Source organism: Mycobacterium sp. E787 (genome assembly GCF_001668725.1).
Classification (GTDB): domain Bacteria; phylum Actinomycetota; class Actinomycetes; order Mycobacteriales; family Mycobacteriaceae; genus Mycobacterium.
This window is the reverse complement of record NZ_LZKL01000027.1, coordinates 1-17,680: the sequence shown is the minus strand read 5'-3', so window position 1 is coordinate 17,680 and position 17,680 is coordinate 1. Positions and strand designations below refer to the sequence as shown.

Below are 17,680 nucleotides of genomic sequence, written 5' to 3'. Positions count from 1 at the left end.
TCCTGGGCCCACATCTGCTCGTATTCGGCCTCGGCCGCCGCGATCGCCGGCGCGTTCTGGCCGAACAGGTTCGACATCACCAGCGACACCAGCTGGCCGCGATTGGCCGTGATCGACCCGGGGTCCACGATGGTCGCCAGCGCGGCCTCGTAGGCGACGGCCGCCGCCCGCGCCTGGGCCGCCGACTGCTCGGCTTGCGCGGCCGCCCCGCCCAGCCAGTCCACGTACCCGGCGGCCGCGTTGGTCATGGACGCCGCCGACGGGCCCTGCCAGGCCTGCCCGGCCAGGTCCGAGGTCACGGAGCTGAATGCGCTTGCCGCCGCGCTCAACTCACTGCGGATCCCGTCCCAGGCCGCCGCCGCCTCCAGCATCGGCCCCGGGCCCGGCCCATCAAGCAGGAGCACCGAGTTGACCTCGGGCGGAAACACCGAAAAGTTCATCACTGCTCCCCTCGATCGTCGTTGATCAGACCTTCAGCAGCCACTGGAGCAACGTACATTCTCCGGCCTGCCCCATACCCCGTTAGGCGGGAATCCAATCCCGGCCGCCGCACGATCGTTGCGGACCGGACCGCAGGGATCAAGCGCTCGCAGTCGCGGTTGCGTGTGAACCCGAGCGAAGGCACACTTTGGCTCCCGGGGCTCGCTGCTGAGAAGGGACCGCGGTCATGAGCTTTTTGGTGCTCCCGCCGGAGATCAATTCGTCCCGGATGTTCTCCGGTGCCGGGTCAGCGCCAATGTTGGCGGCCGCTGCGGCGTGGGACGGGCTGGCCGATGAGTTGAGTGCGGCCGCGGGATCGTTTTCCTCGGTGACCTCGGACCTGGCCGGGCAGGCCTGGCAGGGCCCGTCGGCGGCGTCCATGACCAACGCGGCCGCCGGGTACGTGGACTGGCTGGGCGGGGCGGCCGCGCAAGCCGAGCAGTCGGCGGCCCAGGCGCGGGCGGCGGCCGTCGCCTACGAGGCCGCGCTGGCGACCATCGTGGACCCCGGGTCGATCACGGCCAATCGCGGCCAGCTGGTGTCGCTGGTGATGTCGAACCTGTTCGGCCAGAACGCGCCGGCGATCGCGGCGGCCGAGGCCGAATACGAGCAGATGTGGGCCCAGGATGTCGCCGCGATGAGCGGCTACCACGCCAGCGCGTCGGCGACGGTCGCGCAGCTGGGCAACTGGGAACAAGCGCTGCAGAACGCTTTCGCCTCGGTGGAGCTGGGGATTCAACAGGCGCCCACCACGGTGGCCAACGGCGTCAACAAGGTCGTCACCACGGTCGTCGGCACCATTTTCGGGGCGCCCGCCGCGCCGCCCTTCTCGGCAACACAGGGGGGGACTTTCACCGGCGGCCCCTCGCTGGCCACCAGGCTGGAAGAGGCCGCGCTGTACCCGGTGAAACCGTTCCTGGCCTTCTCCGGGCTCGAAAACTACATCGAATCGCCGAATTCCCCACTGCTACAGCTGTTTACCGGAAACAATCCGCTGCTTGGGATAGGCCTCAGCAACACGCCGCCGCGGTTGTTGCCGTTGCTGATGGGCGAAACGGTGCAGCACACGACCTATAACGGGATGCCCGTCGTGCAGATCACGCCGGCTCATCCGAACGGCGACTACGTGGTCGGCATTCACGGTGGCGCGTTCATCTTCGCGCCCTCGATCTTCCACTGGCTCGATTACACCGTGATGGCCTACCAGACCGGCGCCACCATCGAGGTGCCGATCTACCCGCTGCTGCAGCAGGGCGGCACCGCCGGCACGGTGGTGCCCAACATGGCCGGCTTCATCAACTCGCAGATCGCAGCGCACGGGGCGCCGCACGTCAGCGTGATCGGTGACTCGGCGGGCGGCAACCTCGCGCTGGCGGCCGAGGAATACACCTTGGCCCAGAACCCGCTCGCCCCCGTCCCGTCGTCGATGGTCCTGCTGTCCCCATGGCTGGACGTGGGGATGACCAATCCCAATATTGCGCTCGTCCAGGACCCCCTGATTCCCGTGCCGCCCGGCCAGGTGATCGGCAGGGAGTGGGCGGCCGGGCTGCCCGTGACCAACCCCGAGGTGAGCCCGCTATACGGGAACCTCAGCGGACTCCCGCCGACATACGTCTACTCGGGCAACCTGGATTCGCTCGCACCCGACACGCTCGTCCTGCAGCACGACGCCGCCCTGGCGGGGGCGCCCATCAATTTCGTGCTGGCCAACGGCCAGATCCACGACTGGATCATCCTCACCCCGGACGGTCCCCAATACTGGCCGCAGATCGACCAGGAATTGGGCATCTAGCCGGTCTTACGCCGGTTCCGCCGGGTGACGAGGAACTCCGACCAGGAGCCCACCTCGGGGTGCTGCTTGAGCAACGCCCGCCGCTGGCGTTCGGTCATGCCGCCCCACACGCCGAACTCCATCTGGTTGTCGAGGGCGTCGGCGAGGCACTCGGCGACGACGGGGCAGTGCCGGCAGATGGCGGCCGCTTTCCGTTGCGCCGCGCCGGCGACGAAGAGGTCGTCGGGATCGGTGGTGCGACATAGCGCCTTGGACACCCACGAGTTGCGGGAGTCGTCGGCCCATTCGCTGTGGGCGGTGGTTCCATCCATGCTGGGCACTCCTGTGCGCGGTTGAAACCCCCCTGCGGCGGCGGGCCCACGATCCCCTCGGCGGTGCTCGCGGGCCCGCACTCACTATTCCGAAGCGGCCCGGCGCTGTCTGTCCGCCGACCAGTCCGAGCGCGGGATGAATCGCACGTTCCCCCGATCGGGGGAAACGGCGGTACCCGTGTGTGACACTGATCGGCATGGTCGGCCGGGCAACGACCGAGAAAGTGCGTGTGGTGGTGGGCGACGATCACCCGCTGTTCCGCGATGGTGTGGTGCGCGCGCTGACGTCGAGCGGCCAGGTTGATGTGGTCGCCGAGGCCGACGACGGCCTCGCCGCCCTGGAGCTGATCAAGACCCATCTCCCGCACGTCGCCCTGCTCGATTACCGGATGCCCGGGATGGACGGCGCCAAGGTGGCCGCCGCCGTGCGGGCCGACGACCTGCCGACCCGGGTGCTGCTGCTCTCGGCGCACGACGAATCGGCGATCGTCTTCCAGGCGCTGGCGGAGGGCGCCGCGGGATTCCTGCCCAAAGAATCGACGAAAAACGAGATCGTCCAAGGCGTTCTCGACTGCGCTGAGGGCCGCGACGTGGTGTCGCCGGCCCTGGCCGCCGGTCTGGCCGGGGAGATCCGAAGGCGCGGCGAAGCGCAGCCGCCGGTGCTCAGCCCCCGGGAGCGCGAGGTGCTCGATTTCATCGCCCAGGGTCTGAGCATCCCCGCGATCGCCGCCGAGCTGTACCTGGCGCCGTCCACGGTCAAGACCCACGTGCAGCGGTTGTACGAGAAACTCGGCGTCAGCGACCGCGCCGCGGCCGTCGCGGCGGCGATGCGGCGCGGGCTGCTCGAATAGCATGGCCCGCCCGCTGGCTCGAATGGTCGACTTCGTGGCGGCCGAGCCCGTCCGCCTGTCGGCGTTTCTGCGCTTGCCGCTGATCGGTTTGATCGTCCTGTTGGTGTCGGTGTGGGAGGTCGAGCACTGGCTGCCGTTGGCCTATGCCCTGATCCTCGGCACCTACAGCGTCGCCGCGCTGTTGTGGGTGGTGGTGGTGCTGCGCGGACCGGTGCCGTCGTGGGCCGGCTGGGCATCGACGTGCATCGACGTGCTGACGGTGGTCGCCTTGTGCGTGGTCTCCGGCGGGGCCACCGTGGCGTTGCTGCCGGTGTTCTTCCTGCTGCCGATCTCGGTGGCATTCCAGGACCGCCCGGCGCTGACGGCCGCCGTCGGAATCGCCACCGCAGTGGGATATCTCGGCGTGTGGTTCGTCTATTCCAAGCGCGACGACACGGTTGAGCTCCCGGGCGTGGTGTACACGCATTTCGGGTTGCTGCTCTGGTTGGCGGCGGCGATGACCGCGCTGTGTTATTTCCTGACCCGCGCCGCGGCCCGGGTGGCGGCGTTGCTCGACATGCGCCGCACGCTGGTCACCGAGGCGATGCGCGCCGACGAGCGCAACGCCCGGGCGCTGGCCGAGCGGCTGCACGACGGGCCGCTGCAGGATCTGCTCGCGGCGCGCCTCGAGCTCGATGCCGTCCGCGAAAGGTACACGGACCCGGGACTGGACGCCGCCGTCCAGGCGATCCACGACACCGCAGCCCAGCTGCGCAGCGTCGTCACCGCGCTGCATCCCCAGGTGCTCACCGCGGTGGGGCTGACCGCCGCGCTGCGTGAGCTGATTCGCGACTACGAGCGCCGCGGCCACTTCACCGTCGAAGCCGACCTCGGAGAGGTCGGCCGCCCCCGGTCGCAGTCCTTGCTGTACCGGGCGGCCCGCGAATTGCTCGCCAACGCGAACAAACATGCACGGGCGAGCACCGTGCGGGTGAGCCTCGCCCGAGCGGGCGACGTCATCACGCTCGGCGTCGTCGACGACGGAGCCGGGTTCGACCCGGCCATCCTGAAACGATGCGTCGCCCAGGGGCACATCGGCCTGGCGTCGCTGGCGGTCCGCATCGATGCGATGGGTGGATCGCTGAAGGTCACGTCGACGGTCGGCGGTGGCACGCGGGCGTCGGTGACCGCGCCGGCCGGCGCCGACTGAGCCGGGCCCCAGGCGGGGTCAGTACCATCGGTTTTGTGGCACGCAACGGCCCACCCGACGATTTCCACAACCAGCAGACGCAGTATCGCAACTACGGCGGTCTGGGCGGACCCCCACCAGCGGGGGACGAAGCCCCGCCACCACCGGAAATGCCGGCCGACCAGCCGGAGCCCGTCGAGGCCGTCGACCCGTTCGACCAGGAACACGAACCCACCCCCTGGTACCGGAAACCCGTCGGGATCATCGCGTGGGTGATCGCCGTCCTGATCCTGCTGGCGCTGATCGTCTACGGGCTCATGCAGCTGCTTCAAGGCGGTCAGGGCACCAGCCACAACCCGAGCACCACGAGCAGCACCACCGCGACGACCGTTACGACCACGACCACGCCGCCTCCGACCACCACCGAGTCGCCCGCGCCGCCGCCCACCAGCAGCGCGGCCGAGCCGCCGGTCCAGCAGCCCACCCAGCAGCAGCCGACACGTCAGCCCACCCAACCGCAGCCGACGCATCGGCACCATCTGCCGTCGCTGCCGTCGGTGATCACCATCCCCGAGGTCCCGACGGTGATCACGCTGCCGCCCGGCATCGGGTGACGGCGCCACGCTCATAGACTCGCTGGAATGGGGTGTGCGATATGAGCGAGTCGCTGGGCTTGTCGATCGGCGCGGCCAACCTGGTTGCGGCCCGCGGGACCGGTGCTCCGGTGGTTCGCAGTGCGGTGTTGACGCTGTTCGAGAACCGGCCGACGGAGATCGGGCTGCCCGAAGAAAACCCGAACCTGACCGAATCCGGGCTGGTGTTGCGCGGGTTCGTCGAACGGGTCGGCGACCGGGCTCCGTTGGTGGCCGCCGACGGCACGAAGTACCTCGGCGAGGTACTGACGGTCGAGGCGATCGAGGCGATGGCCCGCGCGGTCGGCTACGGCACACCGGTCACCGTCGCGGTCCCCGCGTACTGGTCCGAAGCGCAGACCACCGCGCTGCGAGAGGAGTTCTTCGCCCAGCGGGACCTGACCCGCGGCGGTGTGGCGCCGGCGCTGATCTCCGATGCGACGGCCGCGCTGGCGACGCTGCGCACCCGGCCGGGGTTTCCGGCCGACGGCGTCGTCGCGCTGTGCGATTTCGGCGCCACCGGGACGAGCGTCACCCTGGTCGATGCCGGATCCAACTTCCGGCAGATCGGGCCGTCGGTGCGCTACACCGATTTCTCCGGCGACGCGATCGATCAGCTCGTCCTGCAGTACGTGCGCGCGGGTGCCTCCGACGCCACCGGTGCCTGGCCCGGGGAGGGCGACGGCGCCGCCCTGGCCAGCACCGCACGGATCGGCTCGCAGTCGCGCCTGCTCGCGGACTGCCGTCGCGCCAAGGAGCGGCTGTCGGCGGCGACCGTCGCCACCATCGCGGGTCCGGGTGGTGAGGTCCGGCTCAGCCGCTCCGAACTCGACCAGCTCATCTCCCCACCGCTGGACCGACTCGTCAGCTCCGTGGAAGACACTTTGCAGCGCAACGGGATTCAGCGCTCCAGCCTGGCCGCCGTGGCCGCCGTCGGCGGGGGCGCCGACATCCCGCTGATCAGTGCGCGCCTGTCCGAGCGCCTGCAAGCGCCGGTGCACGTCGCACCGCAGCCCGCCTTCAGCGCCGCCGTCGGCGCGGCGGTGCTCGGCGAGCAGCAGGCCGCGGCGGGCCTCGCGACGGCGGCGGGTCCCGTCGTCGAGAGCCCGACCGAGACGGTGGAGACCGCCCGGGCCGCCGAGGGCGCCAGTCCGCTGGCCTGGTCGCAGGACGAAGACGACGCCGCCGAGCCGGTCCCGTACTCGGGACCCGACATGACGGGCGAATACAGCCGGGAGCCAACGGGATTGGAACCCGCGGACAGCGGCCGCTACGCCGCCGCCCCGGCGTCGCTACCCTGGTACAAACGCACCGCGCTGGTGCTCAGCGTTGTCGGCGCGGCCGCGGCGATACTGGTCGCGGTGGTGTTGGCGCTCACCCTGGGCCACCCGAAACCGAACCCGGTGAACAACAACACCCCGAACGAACCGGCGCCGCCGCAAACATCGCAGACAGAGACGATCACGGCGCCGAACGGCACCACCACCGTCACGGTGCTCCCGCCGCCGCCGCAGCCCTCGACGCAGCCGCCCGACACCACCACCAGCCAGGCGCCCACCACGACGGCGGCGCCGACGACCACCAGCGCCCAGCCGACCACTACGAGCGCCGCACCGACCACGACCGCGGCGCCGACCACGACCGCCGCGCCGACCACCACGCGACAGCGCCCGTTGCCGCTGCCCCTCCCTCAGCCGCCGTTCGGGCACTGACGCGGCCGGCCGCCAGTAAGTTAGGGCAGCCTATCTCGCACCGAAAGCGGCGGAGATGTAACTATGAGCAGGGCTGATCGGGAAGCAGAGCAGGCAGAGTGACTATGCATCGGGGAGATTTTTTGTGACCACGCAGATGCTCATCAGACTGGTCGTGGGCATGGGCATGACGTTGCTCGTGCTCCTTTTCGCGGCACGGCGGGTCCTGTGGCTCTTCAAGCTGGTCACCTCCGGGAAACCCGCCCCCGGGCACACCGATGACATTCCGGGGCGGGTCTCCGCGGAGCTGTCCGAGGTCTTCGGGCAACGCAAGCTGCTGAAGTGGTCGCTTCCCGGCCTGGCGCACTTCTTCACCATGTGGGGCTTCTTCATCCTGCTCACCGTCTACATCGAGGCCTACGGGCTGCTCTTCCAGTCCAACTTCCACATCCCGATCATCGGCCGATGGGACGCGCTGGGCTTCCTGCAGGACTTCTTCGCGACCGCCGTCTTCCTCGGCATCACGACCTTCGCCATCATCCGGCTTCGCAGCGAGCCGAAGGAATACGGCCGGCAGTCCCGGTTCTACGGCTCGCACACCGGGGGCGCGTGGCTGATTCTGTTCATGATCTTCAACGTCATCTGGACCTACGTGCTGGTCCGTGGCTCCGCCGTCAACAACGGCACGCTGCCCTACGGCAAGCCGGCGTTCCTGTCGCATCTGTTCGGAGCGATCCTGCGCCCGCTCGGCCAGCCGGCCAACGAGACCATCGAGACGGTGTCGCTGCTGCTGCACATCGGTGTCATGCTGGCGTTCCTGCTGATCGTGCTGCACTCCAAGCACCTGCACATCTTCACGGCGCCGATCAACGTCATCTTCAAGCGGCTGCCCGACGGGCTCGGCCCGCTGCTGCCGATCGAGGCCGACGGCAAGCCGATCGACTTCGAAAACCCGCCCGACGACGCCGAATTCGGCCGCGGCAAGATCGAGGACTTCAGCTGGAAGGGGATGCTCGACTTCGCCACCTGCACCGAGTGCGGGCGCTGCCAGTCCCAATGCCCGGCGTGGAACACCGGAAAGCCGTTGTCCCCCAAGCTCGTCATCATGGACCTGCGCGACCACTGGATGGCCAAGGCGCCGTACATCCTCGGTGACAAGGAGACGCCCGCCGAGAACACGCCGGAGGGCGGGCTCGGCGAGGAACTGGCCGGTGAGAAGCACGCCGAGGAACACCACGTCCCCGAGTCCGGCTTCGGGCGCGTCATGGGCTCCGGGCCGGAGCAGGCCACCCGGCCGCTGGTCGGCACCCTCGAACAGCGTGGCGTCATCGACCCCGACGTGCTGTGGTCCTGTGTGACGTGCGGCGCCTGCGTCGAGCAGTGCCCGGTGGACATCGAGCACGTCGACCACATCGTCGACATGCGCCGCTACCAGGTGATGATGGAATCGGAGTTCCCCTCCGAGCTGTCGGTGCTGTTCAAAAACCTTGAGACCAAAGGCAACCCGTGGGGGCAGAACGCCGCCGACCGGACCAACTGGATCGACGAGGTCGACTTCGACGTGCCGGTTTACGGCGAGGACGTCGACAGCTTCGACGGCTTCGAGTACCTGTTCTGGGTGGGCTGTGCGGGCGCCTACGACGACAAGGCGAAGAAGACCACCAAGGCCGTCGCCGAGCTGCTGGCCGTCGCCGGGGTGAAGTTCCTGGTGCTCGGGACGGGCGAATCCTGCAACGGCGACTCCGCGCGCCGGTCGGGCAACGAGTTCTTGTTCCAGCAGCTGGCCCAGCAGGCCGTGGAGACCCTCGACGGGCTCTTCGAGGGCGTCGAGACCGTCGACCGCAAGATCGTCGTCACCTGCCCGCACTGCTTCAACACGCTGGGCCGCGAATACCGGCAGCTGGGCTCCAACTACACCGTGCTGCACCACACCCAGCTGCTCAACCGGCTGATCCGGGACAACAAGCTGGTGCCCGTGACGCCCGTCGCCCAGGACATCACCTACCACGACCCGTGCTACCTGGGCCGGCACAACAAGGTCTACGAGGCGCCGCGCGAGCTGATCGAGGCGTCCGGGGCGAACCTCACCGAGATGCCGCGCAACGCCGAGCGCAGCTTCTGCTGCGGCGCCGGGGGTGCCCGGATGTGGATGGAAGAGCACATCGGCAAGCGCATCAACCACGAACGCGTCGATGAGGCGCTGGCCACCGGGGCAGCGACCATCGCGACCGGCTGCCCGTTCTGCCGCGTGATGGTGACCGATGGTGTGAACGACCGGCAGGAGGAAGCCGGTCGCAGCGGCGTCGAGGTGCTCGACGTGGCCCAGATCCTGCTCGGGTCGCTCGAGTACGACAAGGCGACCCTGCCCGAAAAGGGCACGGCCGCAAAGGAAGCCGAGAAGCGCGCCGCCGCGGCGCCCAAGGCCGCCGTCGCGACCGCGCCCGCCGAGGCGCCGACCGAGGCCGAGGAGCCCGCGAAGGCCGCCGAGCCGGCGAAAGCCACCGAGCCGGCGAAGGCCCCCCCGGCCCCCGCCAAGGGGTTGGGTATCGCCGGCGGGGCCAAGCGGCCCGGCGCCAAGAAAGCCGCGCCCGCGCCGGCCGCCAAAGCCGAGGCCCCCGAGGCGCCCCCCGCTCCGGCCGCTCCGGCCGCTCCCGCGAAGGGACTGGGCCTCGCGGCCGGCGCCAAGCGGCCCGGCGCGAAGAAGGCCGCGCCCGCGGCGAAAGCAACCGAGGCACCCGCCGAGCCCGCCGCTCCGGCCGCTGGACCCGAGGCGCCTGCGGCTCCCGCCGCGCCGGTGAAGGGCCTGGGCATCGCCGCCGGCGCCAAGCGACCCGGTGCCAGGAAGGCCGCACCCGCCGCCACGGCGGCGGAGGCGCCGGTCGAGCAACCCGCGGAGAAGGCCGAGCCCGAGCAAAAGCCGGAGCCGTCCACGCAGCCCGATGGCGACGCGGCAAAGCCCGAAACCCCCGTAAAGGGCCTGGGCATCGCGCGCGGCGCGCGCCCGCCGGGCAAGCGTTGATCACAGACTGAGGTCTCTCAGAGAACGGCCCTCGCCAGCATATGCGCTGGTGAGGGCGTTCTCAGTGGCGTAGACACCGAGGGCCCATTCGTCACCCGCCACCACTTGTGTCTTGTCACCTATCGGTCGGCCAGGTGACCGCGATCGGCGCGGCGCGGCCGGCCGGGATCAGTTGCACTGTGAGCGGCGCCGCAAAGTGCGACACTGTGGCGGTGCCGACAACGACGCGGTGATCAGGGGGTTACGAAAGGAAGAACTGATGAAGCGGGCAATAATCGGCGTTTCAGCCGCGGCAGCGATAACACTGGCACCCCTCTTCATCCCGCCGGTACGAGCGCACGCCGACGAGCCCTGCGCCAGCATCCCCGATCCCGCTGCCCACCAGGCTTGCATTGACAGACCCCCGCGCGATAACCCCATGCGCAGATACCAACTGGGTGATTGTGAGGGAGCGAGCCCCCTGGACGGACAGGTGGGCCAAATTTGTGGGTAACTTCTCGCTCCGAAAGCCTGCGCCCGTCAATGAGGGCGGTTATCCGGAGAGATTTAGAACCACGCCGCGCTGATCAGCGGAATGCGGCAACGCGTCGGAAAAACCTCGCGTGCCACGGCAATGATTTTGGGCGATGCTGGAGTGCGACAACCCGGCGGCCATCAGGGGGTCACGAAAGGAAGCTCTGAATGAACAGGGCAGTCATGGGCGTGTCGGCGGGAGCGGCCATTGCACTGGCGTCCCTCTGCTTTCCAGCACCACAAGCACGCGCCGACGATCCCTGTGCCGGCATCGCCGATCCCGTCGCCCACCAGGCTTGCGTCGACAACTCCCCGGCCGATGACCCCGCGCACAGATACCAAAACGATTGCCAGGCCAGCCCTCTTTATGGACAGCTGGGCCAAATTTGCCGAGACTTCTGGGTCCGAAAGTCTGCGCCTCCCAATGGAGGTCGGGCCGGCGAGTCGGCAACTCCGTAACGGGGTCGCTGGCGGAATCTGGCACAGCCTGGCGCGGAGGTTGACCGGGCGGGGCGGTCCCTGGTCTTTGATTGCGCTGATGACAAATCCGGCGTCGTGATCCTCTGTCTCATCCGCCTGCCGGCGGTCGGCGCATGATCGTGCCGAAGATCGGCGGTCCATAGCCTTTCTCTGCCGGCTTATCCTGCTGGGCCTTACGTGCGCCCGGCGGCATCGGCGGGACGAACATCGGGATCAGCGGAGTGCCGTCGGCTGTCGTCGCCACCAGCGGTGCCTCTGCGGCGGCAAGCTGGATCGGGGAGGTGACCGCCGAGGGCGGGACCACGAGGTTGCTGACGTACATTCCCTTGCCCATTGACGCGGTGACAGAAGTCTCAGCGGGCGCATAGGCAGCGGCAGCGTAGACGTTGGGAGCGCCTCCCACGGCCTCGGGACCGGTGAGGTTGTAGGCAATGGCCAGGTTGCGCGGGGTGGCGGCCAGGATGTCCGGGTACTGACCGGGGAAGTAATCGTGGCCGCTCGTGATCAACCCAATAAATGACTGTGGGTTGAAAAGGCCGCTGCTGACCAGGTTCTGCAGATAGCCGTTGACGGTCTGGACGAACGGGTTGGAGAAGAAACCTGATTGGGCGGGTACTGCCGCCGCGGACACCGTGGCCGTTTGAGCCGCCGTGGCGGTTGGAGTGGTCATCGGGGACGGCAGGCTGAACGTCGGCATCGCCATCGTCTGCAGGCTGGTGGCTTGATAGCCGAGCATGGCGGTCGTGTTATCCGCCCACATCTGCAAGTACTGAACCTCGGTTGCGGCGATCGCGGGGAAGTTGATGCCGAAGAAGTTTGTCGCGATCAGTTGAGCCAGGTGCGCGCGATTGGCGGCGACCACGCTGGGATGCACGACTGCTGCCTGGGTGTCGAGGAACGAGCCGGCCATGGTGGTGGCCGCCATCGACATCTGGGCGGCCTGGGCTGCGGTGGTGTGTAGCCAGGTGACGTAGGGAAGGGTGGAGAGCGTCATCGCCGTCGCTGACGGTCCGTGCCAGGGAATGCGCGCCACGGTGGAGGCGTGGTCAGCGGCGGTCTGTCCCAGCTCGACCGCCAGCTGGCGCCAAGCGTTGGCAGCGGTGAGCAACGATCCGGGCCCCGGCCCTGAATGAATCAGGGCTGATGTGATCTCGGGAGGGGCCCAGAAGTCCACGCCTACCCTGTCAAAGCTTCGAGCCGAGCCTCGATGCCACGCATGCGGGCTTCCCTTCGGTCAGGCTCGGGTTTGGCGACGTGCCCGATTCGTCCACATGAGCGTAACGCGTGTTTACTCACATCGGGAATAGTGAAAATGCCGCGCGCCGCGCGCGCGTTGATCACAGAATCAGGTCTCCAGCAAATTTCGGTGGACAACGATGGCACCATAGTGTCGTGACTACACACCAGCTGCCCGTGCATCCGGTCGGCCATCACCGGCAGCGGACCTTCGCGCAGTCGTCGAAGCTGCAGGACGTCCTGTACGAGATCCGCGGCCCGGTGCACCAGCACGCCGCGCGGCTGGAGGCCGAGGGACACCGCATCCTCAAGCTCAACATCGGCAACCCGGCGCCGTTCGGCTTCGAGGCGCCCGACGTGATCATGCGCGACATGATCCAGGCCCTGCCGTACGCGCAGGGCTACTCCGACTCGCAGGGCATCCTGCCCGCCCGGCGCGCGGTGGTCACCCGGTACGAGTTGGTCGAGGGCTTCCCCCGGTTCGACGTCGACGACGTCTTCCTGGGCAACGGGTGCTCCGAGCTGATCACGATGACGCTGCAGGCCCTGCTCGACAACGGCGACCAGGTGTTGATCCCGGCGCCGGACTACCCGCTGTGGACCGCGTCGACGTCGCTGGCGGGCGGCACCCCCGTGCATTACCTGTGCGACGAGACCCAAGGCTGGCAGCCGAACATCGCCGACCTGGAGTCCAAGATCACCGAGCGGACCAAGGCGCTGGTCGTGATCAATCCCAACAACCCGACCGGCGCGGTCTACAGTCGCGAAATCCTCACGCAGATGGTCGATCTGGCGCGCAAGCATCAGCTGCTTCTGCTCGCCGACGAGATCTACGACAAGATCCTCTACGACGACGCCAAGCACATCAACGTGGCCTCGCTCGCGCCCGACATGCTGTGCCTGACGTTCAACGGCCTGTCGAAGGCCTACCGGGTCGCGGGCTATCGGGCCGGGTGGCTGGCCATCACCGGCCCCAAGGACCACGCCAGCAGCTTCATCGAGGGCATCAGCCTGCTGGCCAACATGCGGCTGTGCCCCAACGTTCCTGCGCAGCACGCCATCCAGGTCGCCCTCGGCGGCCACCAGAGCATCGAGGACCTGGTGCTTCCGGGCGGCCGGCTGCTGGAGCAGCGCGACGTCGCCTGGACCAAGCTCAACGAGATCCCGGGGGTGTCCTGCGTCAAGCCGGAAGGTGCGCTGTACGCGTTTCCCCGCCTGGATCCCGAGGTCTACGACATCGCCGACGACGAGCAGCTCGTCCTCGAGCTGCTGTTGTCCGAGAAGATCCTGGTGACCCAGGGCACCGGCTTCAATTGGCCCGAGCCCGATCACCTGCGCATCGTGACGCTGCCGTGGTCGCGCGACCTCGCCGCCGCGATCGAGCGGCTGGGCAACTTCCTGAGCAGTTATCGGCAGTAAGCAAGCTCGCAGCGGCGCCCTCTACCCTCGACCGGGTGACCCACTCGCACTCGCACTCGCACAGCCTGCGCAGTCCGTCCGGGGGCCCCGCTTCGCTGAATCCACTGCCCGCCAAGATCGTCGTCGGGCTTTTGGTCGCGATGGGGGTGGCCGTGATCGCCGGCGCGGTGCTGCTGTGGCCGAGCCGCCAGCACGTCGACATCCCGCTGCCGTTCCAGAACGCGTCCGGCGGTTCCGCGAGCATCCAGAAGGGGCACGTGGTGTCGAGCGCCATCGGCGACTGCGGCAGCCCGTCGGCCAGCCAGGTGCTCACCACCGCGCCGCAGCCGGCCCAGCCCGGCGCCGGGCGGTGCGTGCAGACGCTCGTCGCGATCGATTCCGGGCCGAACGCCGGCGCCAAGACGCTGCTGGAGTCCTCCCCGGGCCCGGGCCAGCCGCACTTCGCGCCGGGTGACCGCGTCCGCGTCGTGCGGCAGGTCGACGAGCAGGGAACGACGAACTACGCGTTCTACGATTTCGAACGCGGCTGGGCGCTGGTCGCGCTCGCGGTCGCGTTCGCGGTGGTGGTCGTGGCCGTGGCCCGCTGGCGGGGGCTGCTCGCGCTGGTCGGCATCGTGGTCGCCTTCCTGGTGCTGGTGGTGTTCCTGCTGCCGGCGCTGCGGGACGGCGCACCGGCCCTCCCGGTGGCGCTGGTGGCGTCGGCGGCCATCCTCTACGCGGTGATCTACCTCGCCCACGGCGTCAACCTGCGCACCAGCGCCGCGCTGCTGGGCACCCTGACGGCGCTGTTGCTCGCCGCCGGATTGTCCTGGGCCGCAGTCGATCTGGCACATCTCACCGGTTTGTCCGACGACCAGAATTCGCAGGTGTCGGCGTATCTGGGCAACGTGTCGATCAGCGGGCTGCTGCTCGCCGGGTTCATCATCGGGTCGCTCGGCGTGCTCAACGACGTGACGGTGACGCAGGCGTCGACGGTGTTCGAGCTCGCCAATCTCGGCGGTGACACGTCGCGGCAGGCCATCTTCCTGGGCGCGCTCCGGGTGGGCCGCGACCACATCGCCAGCACGGTCTACACGCTGGTGCTCGCCTACGCGGGCACCTCGCTGCCGCTGCTGCTGCTGTTCAGCGTCGCCAACCGCTCACTTGGCGACGTGCTGATCAGCGAGAGCGTGGCCATCGAGATCGCCCGCTCCGCGGTCGGCGGCATCGCGCTGGCACTGTCGGTGCCGTTGACGACGGCGATCGCCGCGGTACTGGCAAAGCCGGTCAGCGTCGCTGTTCCAGCAGCGCCAGCAGGTAGTCGCCGTAGCCGGACTTGACCAAGGTCTGTGCCCGTTCGGCCAGCTGCTCGTCGGTGATCCAGCCCTGCAGCCACGCGATTTCCTCCGGGACACTGACCTTGAGTCCCTGCCGCCGTTCCAGCGTGCGGACGTAGTCGCTGGCGTCCAGCAGCGAGTCGAAGGTGCCCGTGTCCAGCCAGGCGGTGCCACGGGCCATCACCTCGACCGCCAGCCGGCCCCGGTTGAGGTAGATCTGGTTGACCTCGGTGATCTCGTACTCACCGCGCGCCGATTTCTTCAGGCTCTTGGCGATCTCGATCACGTCGTTGTCGTAGAAGTACAGGCCCGGGACCGCGTACTGGGACTTCGGCGTGGCCGGCTTCTCCTCCAGCGACAGCGCCATGCCGTCGTCGGAGAACTCGACGACGCCGTAGGCCGACGGGTTGGCCACCCAGTAAGCGAAAATCGCTCCGCCGTCGATGTTTTGGAAGCGGCTGAGGCTGGTGCCCAGCCCGGGACCGTAGAAGATGTTGTCGCCCAACACCAACGCCGCCGAATCGTTCCCGAGGTGGTCGGCGCCGAGCACGAAAGCCTGTGCCAGACCTTCGGGTTGGGCCTGCTGGACGTAGCTGAGGTTGATGCCGAACTGCGAGCCGTCGCCCAACAGCCGCTGGAAGCCGGCCGCGTCGTGGGGCGTCGTGATCACCAGGATGTCGCGGATCCCCGCCATCATCAGCGTGGACAGCGGGTAGTACACCATCGGTTTGTCGTAGACCGGCAACAACTGTTTGCTGATGCCGATGGTGATCGGATGCAGGCGAGTGCCCGATCCACCGGCCAGGATGATCCCGCGCATGACTGCCTCTCCTAGTGGGCGCTAATTGACGAGGTCGGCTTCGGTCACTTCCGTGGCCGCCAGCGCCGCCGCCAAATCCCGGTGCCGGAACACCGCGGTGACGTGGTCGCGGACCACCCGGAAGGCCGACGCGGCGGTGGTGACGCCTCCGTCCGGGGTGCTGACCTTCTGTTCGACGACCACGACGCCGTCGTGCACATACATCCGGCCCAGTTCCGCCGCGCCTTCGCGGGAGCCGGCCCACCGGCGTAGCGCCTCGTGGCCCTGCGCGGCCCCGTGGGCGTCGCCGATTTCGATGTCGTCGCTGGACAGGGCCACCAACGTGTCCAGGTCGGAGGCGTTGAGGGCGTCGTGCCACGCCAGAACGGTGGCGATCTCCGATGTGGTCATGGTCAGCAAGGTACCGTGTCCACCCGAATCACAACGGCGTACGGTCCAGCCACTTCTGCCAGACGGCGTCGTTCCCGAACAGTTGGATACCGGTGTCGGCCACCGGGACCCGACGGACGATCGCCAGCAGCAGCTCCGTGGCGCCGCCCCGCAGCGCCGCGCTGCCCTTGCCGTGTTCGTGGGACCAGGTGATCGCTCCCCCGTCGACGCCGATCGTCCATTCGCCGGCCTCTCCGAGCCCCGGATCGGTGGCGTGCAGGTGCAGGGTGTCGCCGTCCTCGAGCGGCAGCGGCGCCCCGTCGCTTCCGGCCTGAATCGCCACGCGCTCAAGCCACTCCGTGATCGCGTCGGCCGCGACGTCCGCCCCGAGGGTGAATTCGCTTCCCGTCGCGATGGCGGCGTCGGCGCGGTGCACCGCCGTCTCGTGCAGCCGCCGCCGGACCCACCAGTTCGCCGGGCGCGTCCCGAGGAAGGTCCACACCGGCGTCTCCACGCCGGAGAGCTCGACGGCGTCGACGAGCCGCTGCGCGCCGCCCTGCAGCCACGAGATGGCGTCGGCGGGATCGGGTGGCGGCTTGCCGCCCTCCACGGTCCGCGGGTCGAGGTAGTGGTCGAGCCGGTCGCGCACGATCTGCGCCGCCCAGCGGTCACCGCGCCCGACGTGGCGCATCAGTTGGGTCAGCGTCCAGCCCGGGCACGTCGGCACCGGCGTCGACTGGTCGGCGGCACGGAAAAGCTCAGCGAAGGCCCGGTTCTCGTCGAGGAACGCGGCGGCGAAGTCCACCCGGCCAGGCTACCGCCGGCCCCACGCCGTCGATCCACTGCGCTCGATGCGCGCTAGCGATAACGTCCGTCCTAGGACCTGAGGAAAGGTGCGGGGGGAAATGTCATTTGTGATCACTGCACCGGAGGCGCTGGGGGCGGCGGCTTCGGAGTTGGCCGGTATCGGTACCACGCTGAACGCGGCCCGTGCCGCCGCCGCGGCCTCGACAACGCGGGTGCTTGCCGCGGGCGCCGACGAGGTGTCGGCGGCCGTCGCGGCGCTGTTTTCCGGCCAGGCGCAGGAGTTTCATGCGCTGAGCGCCCGGGCGGCGGCGTTTCATGACCAGTTCGTGCAGACCTTGAGCGCGGGCGGGGCCTCGTACGTCGGCGCCGAGGCCGCCAACGTCCAGCAGACCCTGCTGAACGCCGTGAACGGGCCGACCGAGGCGCTGTTCGGGCGGCCGCTGATCGGCAACGGCGCCAACGGGGCGCCGGGAACCGGGCAGAACGGCGGGGACGCCGGAATCTTGATCGGCAACGGCGGGGCCGGCGGCTCCGGCGGTGCCGGCCACCCCAACGGCGGCAATGGCGGGGCCGCCGGGCTGCTCGGCGCCGCCGGCGCGGGCGGCGCGGGCTGGTCCGGGCCCGTCGGGGGAAACGGCGGTAACGGCGGAAACGGTGCGCTGTTCGGCGCCGGGGGCGCCGGCGGCGCGGGCGGCCTCTCCAGCGCCGGCCCGGGCGGGCACGGCGGCGCCGGCGGCAACGGCGGGATTTTCGGCGCCGGCGGCGCCGAACAGCCC

General features: G+C 69.1%; 14 protein-coding genes and 1 pseudogene. 9 read left to right on the top strand and 6 right to left on the bottom strand.

The features are described from left to right. On the bottom strand, positions 1–440 hold a 440-nt coding region (locus tag A5705_RS04970), incomplete at its 3' end, for a PPE family protein (protein ID WP_231982340.1). 227 nt (positions 441–667) lie between these two features. Between A5705_RS04970 and A5705_RS04965 the strand changes: the two genes are divergently transcribed. Then, entirely contained in the window at positions 668–2,272 is a 1,605-nt protein-coding gene (locus tag A5705_RS04965) for a PPE family protein (RefSeq protein ID WP_197521236.1), read from the top strand. Here A5705_RS04965 and A5705_RS04960 read toward each other — a convergent pair. After that, complete coding sequence (locus tag A5705_RS04960) at positions 2,269–2,583, bottom strand: WhiB family transcriptional regulator (RefSeq protein WP_067875469.1); 315 nt, start codon at positions 2,581–2,583, stop codon at positions 2,269–2,271. The two genes, A5705_RS04965 and A5705_RS04960, sit on opposite strands and share 4 nt — an antisense overlap. A 197-nt stretch (positions 2,584–2,780) precedes the next feature. On the opposite strand from A5705_RS04960, the gene A5705_RS04955 reads away from it, so the two are divergent. The 5 genes from A5705_RS04955 (at position 2,781) to A5705_RS04935 (ending at position 9,944) form a co-directional block, all read left to right on the top strand. Then, on the top strand, positions 2,781–3,434 hold the full coding sequence (locus A5705_RS04955) for a response regulator transcription factor (protein WP_068275862.1): 654 nt from the start codon (positions 2,781–2,783) through the stop codon (positions 3,432–3,434). Positions 3,435–3,456: 22 nt separating this feature from the next. Next, positions 3,457–4,623 (top strand): sensor histidine kinase, encoded by a 1,167-nt coding sequence (locus tag A5705_RS04950; protein ID WP_231982365.1) that lies wholly within the window; start codon positions 3,457–3,459, stop codon positions 4,621–4,623. Between the two features lie 35 nt (positions 4,624–4,658). Further along, on the top strand, positions 4,659–5,216 hold the full coding sequence (locus tag A5705_RS04945) for a hypothetical protein (protein WP_068275857.1): 558 nt from the start codon (positions 4,659–4,661) through the stop codon (positions 5,214–5,216). Between the two features lie 41 nt (positions 5,217–5,257). Next, on the top strand, positions 5,258–6,946 hold the full coding sequence (locus A5705_RS04940) for an Hsp70 family protein (protein WP_068275855.1): 1,689 nt from the start codon (positions 5,258–5,260) through the stop codon (positions 6,944–6,946). Between the two features lie 124 nt (positions 6,947–7,070). After that, a complete protein-coding gene (locus A5705_RS04935; protein ID WP_068275851.1) occupies positions 7,071–9,944 on the top strand; it encodes a (Fe-S)-binding protein in 2,874 nt (957 codons plus the stop codon). Between the two features lie 1,081 nt (positions 9,945–11,025). On the opposite strand, the gene A5705_RS04930 is transcribed toward A5705_RS04935, so the two are convergent. Further along, the gene (locus A5705_RS04930) at positions 11,026–12,111 is read right to left on the bottom strand and encodes a PPE family protein (RefSeq protein ID WP_068275848.1); all 1,086 of its coding nucleotides are present in this window, start codon (positions 12,109–12,111) and stop codon (positions 11,026–11,028) included. 192 nt (positions 12,112–12,303) lie between these two features. Here A5705_RS04930 and A5705_RS04925 point away from each other — a divergent pair. Together A5705_RS04925 and A5705_RS04920 are read left to right on the top strand one after the other, a co-directional pair. Beyond that, positions 12,304–13,592 (top strand): annotated as a pseudogene (locus A5705_RS04925) (pyridoxal phosphate-dependent aminotransferase). A gap of 35 nt (positions 13,593–13,627) precedes the next feature. Then, on the top strand, positions 13,628–14,911 hold the full coding sequence (locus tag A5705_RS04920) for a YibE/F family protein (RefSeq protein WP_068275845.1): 1,284 nt from the start codon (positions 13,628–13,630) through the stop codon (positions 14,909–14,911). Here A5705_RS04920 and rfbA read toward each other — a convergent pair. The 3 genes from rfbA to A5705_RS04905 are packed head-to-tail and all read right to left on the bottom strand — an operon-like array spanning position 14,859 to position 16,902. Then, complete coding sequence (gene rfbA, locus A5705_RS04915; protein WP_067875445.1) at positions 14,859–15,728, bottom strand: glucose-1-phosphate thymidylyltransferase RfbA; 870 nt, start codon at positions 15,726–15,728, stop codon at positions 14,859–14,861. The two genes, A5705_RS04920 and rfbA, sit on opposite strands and share 53 nt — an antisense overlap. A 21-nt stretch (positions 15,729–15,749) precedes the next feature. After that, positions 15,750–16,118, bottom strand: a complete 369-nt coding sequence (locus A5705_RS04910) for a nuclear transport factor 2 family protein (protein WP_067875442.1) — start codon at positions 16,116–16,118, stop codon at positions 15,750–15,752. Between the two features lie 28 nt (positions 16,119–16,146). After that, positions 16,147–16,902, bottom strand: coding sequence for a maleylpyruvate isomerase family mycothiol-dependent enzyme (locus A5705_RS04905; RefSeq protein WP_068275841.1), 756 nt, complete (start codon positions 16,900–16,902; stop codon positions 16,147–16,149). Between the two features lie 100 nt (positions 16,903–17,002). On the opposite strand from A5705_RS04905, the gene A5705_RS04900 reads away from it, so the two are divergent. Then, positions 17,003–17,680: PE family protein (locus A5705_RS04900; protein WP_156763036.1), on the top strand; the 678-nt coding region annotated here is incomplete at its 3' end.